Here is a 13,364-nt window from a genome sequence, read left to right as displayed (position 1 = left end):
CCGTGTTCAAGTGCTTGTCTGTTGTGGCCCCGCTGTGGGCCTTGCTAGCCCTGGCCAGCCAGGGTGTGTTGGCCGCCGAGGCGCCGCGGCCGAATATCCTGCTGATCGTTGCCGATGACCTGGGCTATTCCGACCTCGGTGCGTTCGGGGGCGAGATTCACACGCCCAACCTCGACCAGTTGGCGGCCAACGGCCTGCAACTGACCAACATGTATGCGGCGCCCACCTGTTCGCCGACCCGCTCGATGCTGATGTCGGGCACCGACAACCACCTGGCGGGGCTGGGCAGCATGGCCGAAGGCTTGCAACCCTTCCAGCGTGGCAAGCCGGGGTACGAGGGCTACCTCAACCAGCAGGTGCACTCCATCGCCCAGTTGCTTCAGGATGGCGGTTACCGCACCAGCATGGTGGGCAAATGGCACTTGGGCCTGGAGCCGGACCAGGGCCCGGATCGCCGCGGCTTCCAGCAGTCTTTTACCCTGCTGGAGGGCGGCGCCTCGCACTTCAAGTCTGCCGACGTCGAGCCGACCAAGATCGAGCAAGTGCATTACCGGGAGAACGGCCAGCCGGTGACCTTGCCCGAGGACTTCTACTCCACGGATTTCTATACCGACAAGCTGATCAGCTACCTCAGCCAGCCGCGGGCCGCGGGGCAGCCGTTTTTTGCCTACGCCGCCTTCACGTCGCCCCATTGGCCGTTGCAGGCACCGGCGGCCTACCTGGACAAGTACCGTGGGCGCTATGACCAGGGCTACGACGCGGTACGTTTGGCGCGCATCGAGCGGCTCAAGCAGCGCGGGCTGATCAGCGCCGATTTTGTCCCGGCAGCCACCTTGCCGGCCAATCCGCAATTGCCGTCCTGGGACCAACTCGACGCCGAGGGCCGTGCCTATGAAGCGCGCAAGATGGAAATCTACGCGGCCATGGTCGACAACCTCGACCACAACGTCGGGCGCCTGCTGGAGTACCTCAAGGCCAGCGGGCAACTGGACAACACCCTGGTGGTGTTCATGTCCGACAACGGCGCGGCCGGCGAGCGTCATGAGCAGTTCTACCCCAAGGGCCCGAACACCGATAACCGCCTGGCCAACCTCGGCAAGCGTGGCTCGCAGATTGACTACGGCGCCCGTTGGGCCGAGGTCAGCGCGGCACCGTTCCGCCTGTTCAAGGGCACCCCGGCGGAAGGCGGGATCAGCGTCCCGGCGCTGGTCCAACTGCCCCAGGCGTTGCGGCGCCAGGGCCTGGAACGGGGTGTGGCACGGGTCGACGATCTGGCGCCGACCTTTCTCGCTCTGGCGGCTATCCCTGACCCGGGGGATCGTTATGCCGGCCAGCCCAAGCACCCGATCACCGGGCAGTCGATGCTGCCGCTGTTGCAACAGGGAGCGGCGATTCATGGCGCGCAGCCGGTGTTGGCCGGTGAGCTGTTCGGCAACCTCTACTACCGCGAGGGCAACCTGAAGTTGCTGGGCATGCGCGGGCAGGTGGGCTTTGGCGATGGGCCGCAGCCGCTGAACTGGCAACTGTTCGACCTGGCTCGGGATCGTGGCGAAGGCCATGACCTGGCCGCCAGCCAACCGGCCACGGTGGAGCGCCTGCGCCAGGCCTGGCAGGGCTATGCGCGGCAAGTGGGGGTGGTCGCACCGCCGGCGCCGCGGCAACCATGAGGCGTGGGCACCTGGCGCTGCTGCTGGGTGGCGTGCTGTTGCTCGCCTGGGGCATCGGCCTGGCCCGCTGGCAGCCCGCGCCGGCCCTGGCGCGCCTCGGGGATGCTCGGGGTTGCGCCGCCTATGGTGGCTTGCCGCCGAATTGGGGCACGGACCCGCTGGCGGGCATGCTGCGCATCACGGGCGGGCAGTACACCCCCGGCAGTGAGCGGGGCTACCCGGATGAGCGGCCGATGGGCCCGGTGCAGGTGGGGGATTTCTGGATCGACCGTACCGAGGTGACCCAGGCCCAGTTCGCTGCTTTTGTTGCCGCCACCGGTTACCTCACCGACGCCGAACGTGAGGGCGGTGCAGCGCTGTTCCAGGTGCCGAGCCAGGACGCGCTCAGCAGCCTGCCTCTGGCATGGTGGCACCTCGTCGCCGGGGCCAACTGGCGCCAGCCCCAAGGGCCAGGTTCTGCACGCGTCGCTGGCAATCTGCCGGTGGCCCTGGTGACCCTGGCCGATGCCCGGGCCTACGCCCAATGGCGCGGCAACGACCTGCCCAGCGAAGCCGAATGGGAATACGCCGCACGGGGCGGGCGCCAGGGCCAGGCCCTGGACGAAACCCCGGTGGATGACCAGGGCCGGCCGACCGCCAATTATTGGCAAGGGGTGTTTCCGTTGGTCGACAGTGCCGAGGACGGGTACGCCGGCGTGGCCCCGGTGGGGTGTTTCGCCGCCAACGGCTACGGCCTGTTCGACATGATCGGCAACCTCTGGGAATGGACCGGCGACCAGTACAGCGGTCCGCTGCAGAACCACGCCAACGGCGACCCGGGCCTGCTGCGCCGCCTGCCGATCCAGGGCCCGCCACGGCAGGTGATCAAAGGCGGCTCGTTCCTCTGCGCGGCCAATTACTGCCAACGTTACCGAGTCGCTGCGCGGGAACGCCAGGAGGCCGATATGGCCACCGCCCACGTGGGCTTTCGCACGGTACGGCGGGTGACGGCGCCTTGAATCGCACCACCGTTCCCTAGGCGCTGGCGTGCCAGCGGTGAGGCCTGCAAGACCGCCATCGCCGGCAAGCCGGCTCCTACAGGATTTCACGCGGCATCTTGCTGCTCGTAGGCGCTGGCAAGCCGGTTCCTAGCGGGCCGCCCAGGCGTTGAAGCGCTGTTCCAATTGTTCGCCATGGTCGGCCCAGAAGCCGGGGTTCATTGCCAGTTGGTGGGTCAGGTCGGGCAGTACGTTTAGCCGTTGTTCGCCCAACAGGGCGTTGGCCTGCTGGTTCACCGGGGCGTAGGCGATGTGCTCGGCGTAGGCTTTCTGCTGTTGCGGCTGCAGGCTGTGGGTGATGAATTTCAGGCTCTCGGCGCGGTTCTTCGCGCCCCGGGGAATGGCCCAGGCGTCCATGTCATACAGGCCGCCGTCCCAGACGATGCGCAGGTTGCTCTGGGCTTGCACCGCGCTGATCCGCCCGCTGTAGGCGGAACTCATGACCACGTCCCCGGAGGCCAGGTACTGCGGCGGCTGGGCGCCGGCTTCCCACCACTGGATGCTCGACTTGATCTGGTCCAGCTTGCGAAAGGCCCGGTCCTGGCCCTCGGGGGTGCCCAGCACCTGGTACACCTCCTGGCTGGGTACGCCGTCGGCCAACAGGGCGAACTCCATCGTGTACATCGCGCCTTTGCGCAGGCCGCGTTTGCCGGGGAATTTCTTCAGGTCCCAGAAATCCGCCCAGCCCTGGGGCGTGCCCTGCAGTTTGTCGGCGTTGTAGGCCAGCACCGTGGACCAGACGAAGAAGCCCACGCCGCAGGTCTGGGCCGCGCCGGGCAGCAACTGGGCGGCCAGTTGCGGGTCGACACTGAATTCTTCCAGCAAGCCTTCGTCGCAGGCCCGGGCCAGTTCCGGCAGCTCCATTTCCACCACGTCCCAGGAGACGCTGGCGGTGTCGACCATGACCTTGATCTTGGCCAGCTCGCCGTTGAATTCACCGGCGATGATCCGGGTGCCATGCTCGGCTTCGTAGCTCTTGTAGAAGGCCGCCACCTGGGCGTCCTTGTTGGCGCCGCCATGGGACACCACGGTGAGGTCGGCCAGGGCCGAGGTGCAGCCGAGGGCCGAGGCCAACAGCATGAGGGGCAGAGTCAGTTTCTTATTCATTATTGAGATCTCCAGAAGGGCGCGACGCAGGCCTGGCAGGCAGTGTGGTCCTGCGGCTTGGAGTCTCCGGGGTGTGGGGCTGGGGCGGCAATCAGACCAAGTTAAGATTCCGCAGGCGGCCTTAGTACCTCCGTATGAGGGGCTGTGCGGGCCGCTGCGGCGATGGCATTCTGCTCGCCCCGGCACCCTGGCCACCCTGGAAACAACCCATGCCCCTGACCATCAGCGACCTTGTCGAAACCCCTGAATTGCGCACGCGGCTGATCAGCGGCGCCGAGGGGCGCGGGCGTACTGCGCGCTGGGCCCATGTCTGCGAGTTGGCTGACCCGGCCCAGTGGCTCGGCCCGGGGGATTTGCTGATGAGCACCGGTATCGGTATCCCGGTGGCGCTCGAGGAGCAGCGCCGTTATGTGCGCGACTTGCAGGAAGCGGGGCTGGCCGGGTTGATGATCGGCGAGGGCATGCAGGCCCCGGCCGACTTGCAGGGCTTGCGGGAGGCGGCCGAGGCCTTGGGCTTTCCCTTGCTGATGACCGAGTACGGCGTGCCGTTTTCTTCGGTGACCCGGGCCATCATCGAGGCCAACCAGCAGCAGGAAGCTGAGCGTCGGCAAGCCATCAGCCGGGTGTATGAAACGGCGCGCATGGGCATTCAGGGGCTGGGCCTGGAAGCGCTGTTGCAACGCCTGGAAAAAGACCTGCGGGCGCGGCTGACACTGCTCGATCCGCTGACCCTGGAACCCTGGTTGCCCGGCCTGGAAGGATTGGCCACGGCTGATCGCGAGGCCTTGCGCGGGCGCCTGGACACGCCGGGCAGCGTGCCGGTGGTGCAACGCTGGCGCGGTGCCGAGGCTGAAGGCTTGTCGATGGCGGTGCCCAGCCGCCGTCCCTGTGTGCTGGTGGCCCAGGGCGCGGACCTGCCGGATTACGGCCTGTTGCACCATGTGGTGGCGGTACTGGGCATGGAGTTGGCGCGTTTGCAGGTGGAACGCGAACGTCATCTGCGCCTGGCCTCGGAGCTGCTCGACGACCTGTTCCAGCAACGCTTGTCGGCGCGTCAGGTGAGCGAGCGCCTGGCGTCCTTTGGTGCCGAGTTGCAGAACCTGCGGGTGGCAGTGGCGCCGCGGGCCGGGCGCGAGCTTAGCGAACTGGATGACCGGCTGTGTCGCGACGGTGTGCAGGCGCTGCTGCGGGTCCAGGGTGAGGAACTGATGGTCTTGCTCTGGCAGGAGTCGGCCCCGGCCCAGGTCCAGGCGCGGTTGCAGAGCTGGCTGGGGCTGAGCAATCCCCTGGGGCATGCCGAACGTTGCCTGGAGGCCCTGCGTGAGGCGCGTCTGGCGTTGGCCCATGCCTGTGCCGAGCAGCCCCTGGCACGTTACGAACACATGGGCGCCACGGCGCCGTGGCTGGCCCAAAGCCTGGACGGCGCGGTGCAGACTTTTCGCCGGGTCCTGGGGCGCCTGGCGGATTACGACCAGCAGCAAGGCGCGCCGCTATTGCGCACCTTGCGGGTGTTCTTGGAGCACAACCGCTCCTGGTTGAGCGCGGCCCGGGAGCTGCACGTGCACAAGCAGACCCTGGTTTATCGCATCCGCCGCATCGAGGAAATCACTGGGCGCTCCCTGGACACCACCGAGGACGTGGCGATTCTCTGGTTCGCCCTGCGCAGCGCCGAGGTTGCGGGCATCGAGCCGGGCGCCGTGACACTCAAGGAATGATCACAAAGCTCTTGCGCAGGGTTTCCCGCACCTCCCAGATGCCCTGGCAGTTGGCCGGAAACAGCACGGCATCCCCGGCACGCAGCTCCAGGGCCGGGCCGTCATCGGGAATGAACCGGCAATGACCGGCGATGATGTGGCTGAACTCACGCTCCAGCACTTGGCGGCGCCAGCGTCCGGGGGAACATTCCCAGACCCCGGTCAGCAGTGACTGGCCGGCGTCCTGGGCCAGCAGGCGGGTTTCGGCAACGGGCGTGCCGAGGGGCTCCTTGACCGGTTCGGGCCGGCCCAGGGGCAGGTGCGCGGTGTCGCTGAACAGAATGGGTGAGGGCATGGTGTTTCTCCGGGGTCAGATGGCTTTGTCTTCGAGGCCCGAGGGGGCCAGGCTCGCCAGGCTGCGGTCGAGCCACGAGGGCGCGCGGCCTTGGGCTTCGGCCCGCTCCTTGCGTTGCACTGCGTTGCGCACCAGTTGCCCGCCGCAGTAGCGCAGGGGCTCCGGGGGGAAGTGGCGCACCGGGCGATTGACCAGGCCGCAGTGGCTCCAGGCATCGTCCAGGCCCAGGGCCAGGCTGGCCAGGATGCGCCCGCCGAGGCGGCTGGGGCCGACGCCGTTGCCGCTCCAGCCCAGGCCATAGACCACCCCCGGGCAGCTTTTCAACTGGCCGAAGATCGGCAGGCTGTCGTAGGTGCGATCGATCGGCCCCGACCAGCTGTGCTCGATGGCCACGTCCGCCAGTTGCGGGTAGGTGCGGCGAAAGTCGGTTTCGACCTCGGCGTGCAGTTGCGGCAATTGGTCATAGCGCTGGCCGACCCGGCTGGCAAAGGACATCAGCCCGGTGCCCTTGCCGAAGACGATGCGCCCGTCGCGGGTGGTGCGGTAATAGTCGACCATCAGTTGCGAGTCGGTGATTGCCTCGCCACCGGTCCAGCCAATCTCTTGAAGGCGCTGGGGGATGGGGGCCGTGGCGATGATGGTGCTGCTCACCGGCAACAGGCTGCGGCGCAGTTCCGGCAGCTCGGCGGCCCAGGCGTTGGTGGCCAGGACCACGCGCTGCGCCTGTAACTGGCCGTGCTCGGTGTGCAGCCGGGTGGGTTGGCCGGGTTCCATCTTGCTGACCCGGCTGTTCTCGAAAATCCGAACCCCTTGTTCCAGGGCCACCCGCCGCAGGCCGCGCACCAGGCGCGCGGGCTGTACCGTGGCGTTGCTGGCTTCCAGCACCCCCTCCAGGTGCCGGGATGAACCGCTGCGGCGAGCCACGTCGGCGCTGTCCAGGGGGCTGAACACCTGTTCACCCAGTTGCCCGCAGGTGCGCCGCACACCTTCCCAGGCGCCGCGCTGGGCCTCGCTGGTGGCGGTCCAGAGCCAACCGGCACGGCGAAAGTGCGCGTCGATGCCATGGGCCTGGCAAAACCCTTCGATCTCATCGATCGCTTGCACCGACGCCCGGGCCAGGCGCAAGGCTTCTTCGCGCCCGCAGAGGGCCGTGAGGGAGCTGATCTTCGGCCACCAGGACATGACAAAGCCGCCGTTGCGCCCCGAGGCGCCGCCACCGCAGATGTCCTGTTCGAGGATCGCCACGGTCTTTTCCGGGGCCAGTTCACGGATGCGCAAGGCGGTCCACAGCCCGACAAAACCGCCGCCGAGAATGGCGATGTCGACCGAGTGCTGACCCTCAAGTGCCGGTGCCGGCGTCAGTTCATCGGCTATTTCCTGGAGCCAGAGTGACCGCTTCATCGTCGTGCCCATTGCTGTTGATCGAAGGCTGACTGTGCGCGGGCAGGGCGCGGCCGGGCAATTGTGCTTAGCGCAGAATCCGCCGGGGTGGCTTGTGCGAAGGTACGAACGCTTAAGCGCGCGCCCGGTCGCGTGACCGGGGCGAGGCGCCTGGGTGGGATGGCGTCGGGGCGGCTGACGCCTTAGCCGGTTGGAGCCAGCACCGCAGAGGGGCCCGCGACTTTAGCGGGGCGTGCCCGCAACAGCGCGTCGATGGCCTGTCGATAACTGCTGCCCGCCAGGTTCATGCTGTTGTTGTGGGTGGCGCCGGGCACCAGCAGGAGTTTTTTCGGTTCCAGGGCGGCGTTGAACAGTTGCTGACTGAAGCGCGAGGGTACGTAGCGGTCGTCCAGGCCGTGGACCACCAGCAGCGGCATGCCGATGTCGCGGATCTTGTCCAGGGAGTCGAATTTCTGCGACAGCAGCCAGCGCACCGGCAGCGACGTTTTGGCCACGGCTGCGGCGGCGTCCCCCAGGGAGGTGAAGGTGGACTCGATGATCAGCCCGCGGGCTGGGATGGGCGTGCCTTGCTGGCGCGCCTTGTTGCCCAGTTCGGCGGCCAGGTCCACGGCCACGGCGCCGCCCAGGGAGTGGCCGTAGATCAGGCGTTTCTCCGGGTTGGGCTGCAGTTGCTGGAAGCGTTCCCAGGCGATGCGTGCGTCTTCGTAGACGGTGCGTTCCGAGGGCAGGTCGCCGTGGCTCTTGCCAAAGCCGCGGTAATCGATGGCCAGCACCGAGTAGCCCAGGGCATGCAGTTGTTCGATGCGAAACAGCTGCCCGGTGAGGTTCCAGCGCACCCCGTGCAAGTAGAGGATGGCCGGTGCGTCGGCGCGGGCGGCGGGCCACCACCAGGCGTGAATGTTCTGCCCGGCCTTGAGGCTTTTCGGCGTCAGCTCCAGTTCCTGGACGCTCTTGGGCAGGCCGCGGTACCAGCCGGCGGTGCCGGGCTCGATGCGAAACAGCAGTTCGCGCTCCTTGTGTTGCAGCACCGCGCAACCCACGGGCAGGCCGACCAGCAAGGCGGCCATGCACAACAGGGAGAGCCAGCGCCGGCCGGCACGCTTGAGTAGGGAGGCAGTCATGAAGGTGCAGTCATGAAGAGGGTCACCACCGGGGATCAATGTCGCGTTTTAACAGAACTGTCAGCGTCGCGCGTATGGATTTCGTCGGCGGGCGGGCGCGGATGTTTTACAAAATGCTGGGCGGTTGACGGCTATATGGTTGCACGGTACAACTAATCATCATTTTTACGAGGTGTCAGCCATGCCCAGTCATCCTTACGCTGTGATCGACCAACTGCGTTCGGCGTCGCGTTTGATGGTGCGCGAGCTGGGGTTTATGCGCAGCACCCTGGCGGCCACCGACTACCCGCCGTCGGCGGTGCATGCCCTGGTGGAGGTAGGCGAGCGCGGCACCTTGACCGGCGGCGAGTTGGCGCAGTTGCTAGGGCTGGAAAAATCCAGCGTCAGTCGCCTGCTGCGCAAGCTGGTGGAGGCCGGTGAAATCGAGGAAATCCCCCACCCGGACGACGCACGCTCCAAGACCTTGCGCCTGACGCCGAGTGGTCGCGGCACCCTGGACGGGATCCAGGCGTTTGCCCGGGCCCAGGTCAGCGCCGCCCTGGAACACCTGACCACTGCGCAACAACACCGGGTGCGCACGGGCATCGCCGATTACGCCGAAGCGTTGCAGGCCCAGCGTCTGGGGCAAGGCCTGCCGGGTACCGAGACCGCGCAGATCGTCGCCGGTTATCGACCGGGCATCGTCGGCCACATCACCCAGATGCATGCCGCGTACTACGCCCGCAAGGCCGGTTTCGGACAGCCTTTTGAAAGCCTGGTGGCAACAGGCCTGGCGCAATTGACGGGGCGCCTCGACAACCCGCGCAACCAGGTGTGGTTGGCCCTGGACGGCGAGCAGGTGCTGGGTTCGATTGCCATTGACGGTGAAGGCGAGGGTGGGGAGGCGACGCTGCGCTTCTTTATTCTCGATGAGTCGGCCCACGGCCGGGGGCTGGGCAAGCGTCTGTTGGCCGAGGCGCTGGCGTTCTGTGACCAACAGGGTTTTGTGGCAACGCGTTTGTGGACCTTCAAGGGCCTGGACGTGGCGCGTCGGTTGTATGAAGCCAATGGCTTCGGCCTGGTGCAGGAACAGCCCGGGGAGCAGTGGGGCGCACCGGTGATCGAGCAGTGCTTTGTGCGCCCCGGCCCCGTTTGAGCAGCCGTTCAGCAGTGACGCAAGCCTTCGAGGCTCAACTGCGCCAGTTCGCGAACCCGCACGTCTTCATCCTGCAAGGCCCGTAGCAAGCCCTGGATGGCCTCGGCCTGGGCAGCCTCGCTGAGCCAGCGGTTATCCAGCACGCAGGCGGCGTGGCGCCGGATCACCCGGTGCGGTGATGTCAGGCCGAGCAGGGCCTGGGGCAGGTCCTGATCGTTGATCGTGATGAACGAACGGCCGGGCTTGAGTGCTTCCTCCACGTCAGCGGTGAGGCCCGGGCGTTGTTCGAGCAGGGTGATCAGTGCGCCGTAGTCCAGGGGCGCCGGCTGGGCACGCTGATCACTGAGGGCCTTCAGGGGCGCACACAGCCCTTGGACCGCGACGTCATCGGCTTGCCCCAGCAACCACGCCACATCACCCAGACAGGCCAGGGCCCGGGCGCACCAATGGCGGGTCGGTTGTTCCTTGGCGTTGCCCAGGCGCTGGCGCAGCGCCTCGATTACTGCTGCGTCGGCATGCCCGGCCAGGCCGAGGATGCGTGCGATAGCGTAGGCGTCCTTGACCGTGTGCAGCCGTTCGATCAAGGCGCTGCTGGCGGCGGCGCCCTGGGCGATCAACCAGGCCTCGGCTTCTTCGGAGCTGATGCTGTGCACACGTTGCAGGCGGTCCAGGTAAAAGCTCACCTGTTCGGCGTGGGGCAAGGCGGCGATTTCTTCGCGCAGGCGGTCTTTGGCGACTTCTTCGGGGAAGTGCCAGGCAAAGAGTTCAGCGGTCAGGCTGGCCCGGGCCAGGCCCACCTCATCATTGAAGTCATGGAACAGGGCCACAAAGTGCGGATCCACCCGGGGATCGTTCTTGAAGTGCTCGCGCAAGGCCCGTGCGGCCTGGACCACGCAATCGACGAACTGCGCTTCGACCGCCTGCCAATGCTGCGGGCCGGCGCGGTTGGCCTCGTTCTGCAAAGGCAAGTCCCAGGCCTGTAGCGCCGGGTTGGCGTAGTCATCCAGTTCCCAGTCCCAGCGCCAATCGGCAGGGTTCCAGCGTACGCCGCTGATGTCCCCGGGCTGTTCCGGGCCGTGATCGTCCTCCAGGGTCGCGGCGCTGCTGACGGCGAGGGAGGGCAGGTCGATCACCCGCTCTTCTTCGCGGTAGCTGGCATGGAACGCCACGGCGTAGGGCGCGGGGATGCCCTGCTCCAGCAGGGTGTCGAGGGCCGCTCGGGCGCTGTCGAACAGGGCGTTTTGCAGGTCGTTCCAGTCCATGGGGGCATCCTTGGCAAGCAGGGGGCAGGCGCTGCGTCGCGCGCGGTGGCGAACTTTGGCCCAGGCGCCGGTCTCTGTAAAGCCCGTGCTTGAGCCCTTGCCGCGGTGCCTACGACTGAACCAGGGCCTTGTCGCGGCGGATCTGCATGATGGCCGGCAGTTGTTCTTCGATCCAGTCCACCAGGGCTTCGACCCGCACCGCGGCTTCCCGGCCCAGGGGCGTGAGGCTGTACTGCACGTGGGGCGGCACCACCGGCAGCGACTCGCGATGGATCAGCCCATCCCCTTCCAGGCCTTGCAGGGTCTGGGCGAGCATTTTCTCGCTGACGCCGCCGATCTTGCGCCGCAGGTCGCTGAAACGCTGGGTGCCGCTGATGAGGATGACCAGCACCAGTACGCCCCAGCGATTGGTCATGTGCTTGAGCACTTCACGGGAGGGGCAGTGCGCATCCAGCAGCTCGCCGCGGCGTAATTTGGCGGACAAGGGCGAGGCAGGGGCTTGGGGGAGGGTCATGACACTTACCTTTTTGTACGTACTTACTAAAAGTTAGTTAGAGCGCTAGGGTGAGCGCTCATTCTTTTACAGGCAAGGATTTTTCCGATGATTGCGATAACAGGTGCAACCGGCCAATTGGGCCGTCTGGTGGTCGAGGCGCTGCTGCAACGGGTGCCGGCCAGTGAGCTGTTGGCCCTGGTGCGTGACCCGTTGAAGGCCCAGGACCTGCAAGCCAAAGGCGTGACCGTGCGCCAGGCCGATTACGACCAGCCACAGAGTTGGGCCAGTGCCTTGCAGGGGGTTGAGCGCTTGCTGCTGATTTCCTCCAATGCCATCGGCCAGCGCTTGGCCCAGCACCAGGTGGTGATCGACGCCGCCAAGGCGGCCGGGGTGCAACTGCTGGCCTACACCAGCGTGCTGCGCGCCGACACCTCGAGCCTGGGCCTGGCCGCCGAACACGTGCAGACCGAACAGGCCCTGGCGGCGTCGGGCCTGGATTACGTGCTGCTGCGCAATGGCTGGTACCACGAGAACTACACCGCGGGGGTAGGCCCGGCGGTGGAGCATGGGGCGCTGATGGGCAGTGCCGGCAATGGGCGCATTGCTTCGGCCAGCCGCGCCGATTACGCCGAGGCCGCCGCCGTGGTTCTGACCCGCGACGACCAGGCCGGCCAGGTCCATGAGTTGGCCGGTGACAGCGCCTACACCCTCAGCGAACTCGCCGCCGAAGTGGCCCGTCAATCAGGCCGGCCGGTGGTTTACCAGGACCTGCCAAAGGATGATTTCCAGGCGGCGCTGCTGGGCCTAGGATTGCCGGGGTTCGTGGCCGAGTTGCTGGCCGATTCGGATGCCGCTGCCGCCCATGGCGCCTTGTTCGATGAAGGCCGGCAACTGAGCCGCTTGATCGGTCGTGCGACCACACCGATCGCCGACGCGGTGGCCGTCGCCCTGCGCGGTTGATGGCCTGACCCGCCTTCAAGGCCGGCGTCTTTGCACTGGAGCGGACGCGCTCTTATGCTGGACGCCGGTTTTATTTCAGCCTGCCGGAGACCCTTCTTATGAAAGCCATCAAGCTCAGCTTGCCCGCGACCCTGGACAACCTGCACAGCGTCGAGCTGCCCGACCCGGGCCAACCCGGTGCCGGGCAGATCCGTGTGCGCCTGCATGCCTGTTCGCTGAACTTCCACGATTACGCGGTGGTGACCGGGGCCCTGCCCACCGCTGATGGCCGCATTCCCATGGCGGACGGCGCCGGGGTGGTGGAAGCCGTGGGCGCGGGTGTCAGCGAGTTTCAGGTGGGTGACCACGTGGTGTCGTGTTTCTTCCCGCATTGGCATGACGGCGGTGCGGCCATTGCCGACTTCAGCACCACCCCGGGCGACGGCGTTGACGGTTACGCCCGGGAAGTGGTGGTGCAGGCCAGCCACTGGTTCACCCGCGCGCCGGCCGGCTACAGCCACGCCGAGGCCGCGACCCTGACCACCGCCGGGCTCACCGCTTGGCGCGCTTTGGTGGTGGACGGCGGCCTCAAGGCCGGGGACAGCGTGTTGGTGCTGGGCACCGGCGGGGTGTCGATCTTCGCCCTGCAATTGGCCAAGGCCATGGGGGCGACGGTGATCGCCACCTCGTCCTCCGATGAGAAGCTGGCGCGGGTGCGTGAGTTGGGGGCTGACCACACGATCAACTACCGCCAGCAGCCGGAGTGGGGCGCCGAAGTGCTGAAACTCACAGGCGGCCGGGGCGTCGATCATGTGGTGGAGGTCGGTGGCCCGGGCACCCTGCCGCAGTCCATCACGGCGTGCCGCATCGGCGGGCACATTGCCCTGATCGGCGTGCTCACCGGCTGGGCCGGTCCGGTGCCCACCGCAGCGCTGATGGCCAAGCAACAACGCCTGCAAGGGCTGATTGTCGGCAGCCGCCAGCACCAGTTGGAGATGATTCGTGGGCTGGAGGCCACCGGCATCAAGCCGGTGATCGACAGCACCTTTGCCCTCGACGACATCGCCAAGGCCTTCGCCCATGAAGCCTCGGGGGCGCACCTGGGGAAAATCTGCCTGAGCTTCTAAACCCTGCCTCATGGCCGGGCGCC

Annotated in this window: 12 protein-coding genes; 6 read left to right on the top strand and 6 right to left on the bottom strand. The window is 67.0% G+C overall.

Going from position 1 to position 13,364, the window contains the following annotated elements:
• Nucleotides 1-2 precede the first annotated feature (2 nt).
• Both M1B35_RS00795 and M1B35_RS00790 read left to right on the top strand, forming a co-directional pair.
• Nucleotides 3-1,667 (top strand): arylsulfatase, encoded by a 1,665-nt coding sequence (locus M1B35_RS00795; protein WP_425273374.1) that lies wholly within the window; start codon nt 3-5, stop codon nt 1,665-1,667.
• Nucleotides 1,664-2,665, top strand: coding sequence for an SUMF1/EgtB/PvdO family nonheme iron enzyme (locus M1B35_RS00790; RefSeq protein ID WP_268260941.1), 1,002 nt, complete (start codon nt 1,664-1,666; stop codon nt 2,663-2,665). Before M1B35_RS00795 ends, M1B35_RS00790 begins: the two co-directional genes overlap by 4 nt.
• 129 nt (nt 2,666-2,794) lie before the next feature.
• Here M1B35_RS00790 and M1B35_RS00785 read toward each other — a convergent pair whose 3' ends face one another.
• A complete protein-coding gene (locus M1B35_RS00785; RefSeq protein WP_123333676.1) occupies nt 2,795-3,811 on the bottom strand; it encodes an ABC transporter substrate-binding protein in 1,017 nt (338 codons plus the stop codon).
• Between the two features lie 209 nt (nt 3,812-4,020).
• On the opposite strand from M1B35_RS00785, the gene M1B35_RS00780 reads away from it, so the two are divergent.
• Nucleotides 4,021-5,526 (top strand): PucR family transcriptional regulator, encoded by a 1,506-nt coding sequence (locus M1B35_RS00780; RefSeq protein WP_268260940.1) that lies wholly within the window; start codon nt 4,021-4,023, stop codon nt 5,524-5,526.
• Here M1B35_RS00780 and M1B35_RS00775 read toward each other — a convergent pair.
• The 3 genes from M1B35_RS00775 to M1B35_RS00765 form a co-directional block, all read right to left on the bottom strand.
• Nucleotides 5,516-5,860 (bottom strand): cupin domain-containing protein, encoded by a 345-nt coding sequence (locus tag M1B35_RS00775; RefSeq protein WP_268260939.1) that lies wholly within the window; start codon nt 5,858-5,860, stop codon nt 5,516-5,518. The genes M1B35_RS00780 and M1B35_RS00775 overlap by 11 nt on opposite strands.
• A gap of 15 nt (nt 5,861-5,875) precedes the next feature.
• On the bottom strand, nt 5,876-7,261 hold the full coding sequence (locus M1B35_RS00770; protein ID WP_268260938.1) for an FAD-dependent oxidoreductase: 1,386 nt from the start codon (nt 7,259-7,261) through the stop codon (nt 5,876-5,878).
• Between the two features lie 182 nt (nt 7,262-7,443).
• Nucleotides 7,444-8,382 carry an alpha/beta hydrolase gene (locus M1B35_RS00765; protein WP_123333668.1) on the bottom strand — a complete coding sequence of 313 codons (939 nt, stop codon included), beginning with the start codon at nt 8,380-8,382 and terminating at the stop codon, nt 7,444-7,446.
• A 181-nt stretch (nt 8,383-8,563) separates the two neighbouring features.
• Here M1B35_RS00765 and M1B35_RS00760 point away from each other — a divergent pair, with 181 nt between their 5' ends.
• Nucleotides 8,564-9,517, top strand: coding sequence for a bifunctional helix-turn-helix transcriptional regulator/GNAT family N-acetyltransferase (locus tag M1B35_RS00760; protein ID WP_268260937.1), 954 nt, complete (start codon nt 8,564-8,566; stop codon nt 9,515-9,517).
• Nucleotides 9,518-9,525: 8 nt separating this feature from the next.
• Here the strand turns inward: M1B35_RS00760 and M1B35_RS00755 are convergent, their stop codons facing one another.
• Together M1B35_RS00755 and M1B35_RS00750 are read right to left on the bottom strand one after the other, a co-directional pair.
• Nucleotides 9,526-10,779 (bottom strand): DUF4303 domain-containing protein, encoded by a 1,254-nt coding sequence (locus M1B35_RS00755; RefSeq protein WP_268260936.1) that lies wholly within the window; start codon nt 10,777-10,779, stop codon nt 9,526-9,528.
• Nucleotides 10,780-10,888: 109 nt separating this feature from the next.
• The gene (locus tag M1B35_RS00750; protein ID WP_123333662.1) at nt 10,889-11,293 is read right to left on the bottom strand and encodes a winged helix-turn-helix transcriptional regulator; all 405 of its coding nucleotides are present in this window, start codon (nt 11,291-11,293) and stop codon (nt 10,889-10,891) included.
• Nucleotides 11,294-11,380: 87 nt separating this feature from the next.
• On the opposite strand from M1B35_RS00750, the gene M1B35_RS00745 reads away from it, so the two are divergent.
• Nucleotides 11,381-12,235, top strand: a complete 855-nt coding sequence (locus M1B35_RS00745) for an SDR family oxidoreductase (RefSeq protein WP_123333660.1) — start codon at nt 11,381-11,383, stop codon at nt 12,233-12,235.
• 98 nt (nt 12,236-12,333) lie between these two features.
• A complete protein-coding gene (locus M1B35_RS00740) occupies nt 12,334-13,341 on the top strand; it encodes a zinc-dependent alcohol dehydrogenase family protein (RefSeq protein WP_123333658.1) in 1,008 nt (335 codons plus the stop codon).
• Nucleotides 13,342-13,364 lie beyond the last annotated feature (23 nt).

It is taken from the genome of Pseudomonas morbosilactucae, assembly GCF_023241665.1.
Classification (GTDB): Bacteria; Pseudomonadota; Gammaproteobacteria; order Pseudomonadales; family Pseudomonadaceae; genus Aquipseudomonas; species Aquipseudomonas morbosilactucae.
Note: the sequence above shows the minus strand (reverse complement) of the source record. Positions and strands in the feature narration are given on the sequence as shown.

Excerpts from the sequence above, each read along its gene's own strand:
- M1B35_RS00765 (WP_123333668.1), bottom strand. The coding sequence starts at position 8,382 with ATGACTGCCTCCCTACTCAAGCGTGCCGGCCGGCGCTGGCTCTCCCTG.
- M1B35_RS00745 (WP_123333660.1), top strand. The coding sequence starts at position 11,381 with ATGATTGCGATAACAGGTGCAACCGGCCAATTGGGCCGTCTGGTGGTC.
- M1B35_RS00775 (WP_268260939.1), bottom strand. The coding sequence starts at position 5,860 with ATGCCCTCACCCATTCTGTTCAGCGACACCGCGCACCTGCCCCTGGGC.
- M1B35_RS00780 (WP_268260940.1), top strand. The coding sequence starts at position 4,021 with ATGCCCCTGACCATCAGCGACCTTGTCGAAACCCCTGAATTGCGCACG.
- M1B35_RS00740 (WP_123333658.1), top strand. The coding sequence starts at position 12,334 with ATGAAAGCCATCAAGCTCAGCTTGCCCGCGACCCTGGACAACCTGCAC.
- M1B35_RS00785 (WP_123333676.1), bottom strand. The coding sequence starts at position 3,811 with ATGAATAAGAAACTGACTCTGCCCCTCATGCTGTTGGCCTCGGCCCTC.
- M1B35_RS00790 (WP_268260941.1), top strand. The coding sequence starts at position 1,664 with ATGAGGCGTGGGCACCTGGCGCTGCTGCTGGGTGGCGTGCTGTTGCTC.
- M1B35_RS00760 (WP_268260937.1), top strand. The coding sequence starts at position 8,564 with ATGCCCAGTCATCCTTACGCTGTGATCGACCAACTGCGTTCGGCGTCG.
- M1B35_RS00750 (WP_123333662.1), bottom strand. The coding sequence starts at position 11,293 with ATGACCCTCCCCCAAGCCCCTGCCTCGCCCTTGTCCGCCAAATTACGC.
- M1B35_RS00755 (WP_268260936.1), bottom strand. The coding sequence starts at position 10,779 with ATGGACTGGAACGACCTGCAAAACGCCCTGTTCGACAGCGCCCGAGCG.
- M1B35_RS00770 (WP_268260938.1), bottom strand. The coding sequence starts at position 7,261 with ATGAAGCGGTCACTCTGGCTCCAGGAAATAGCCGATGAACTGACGCCG.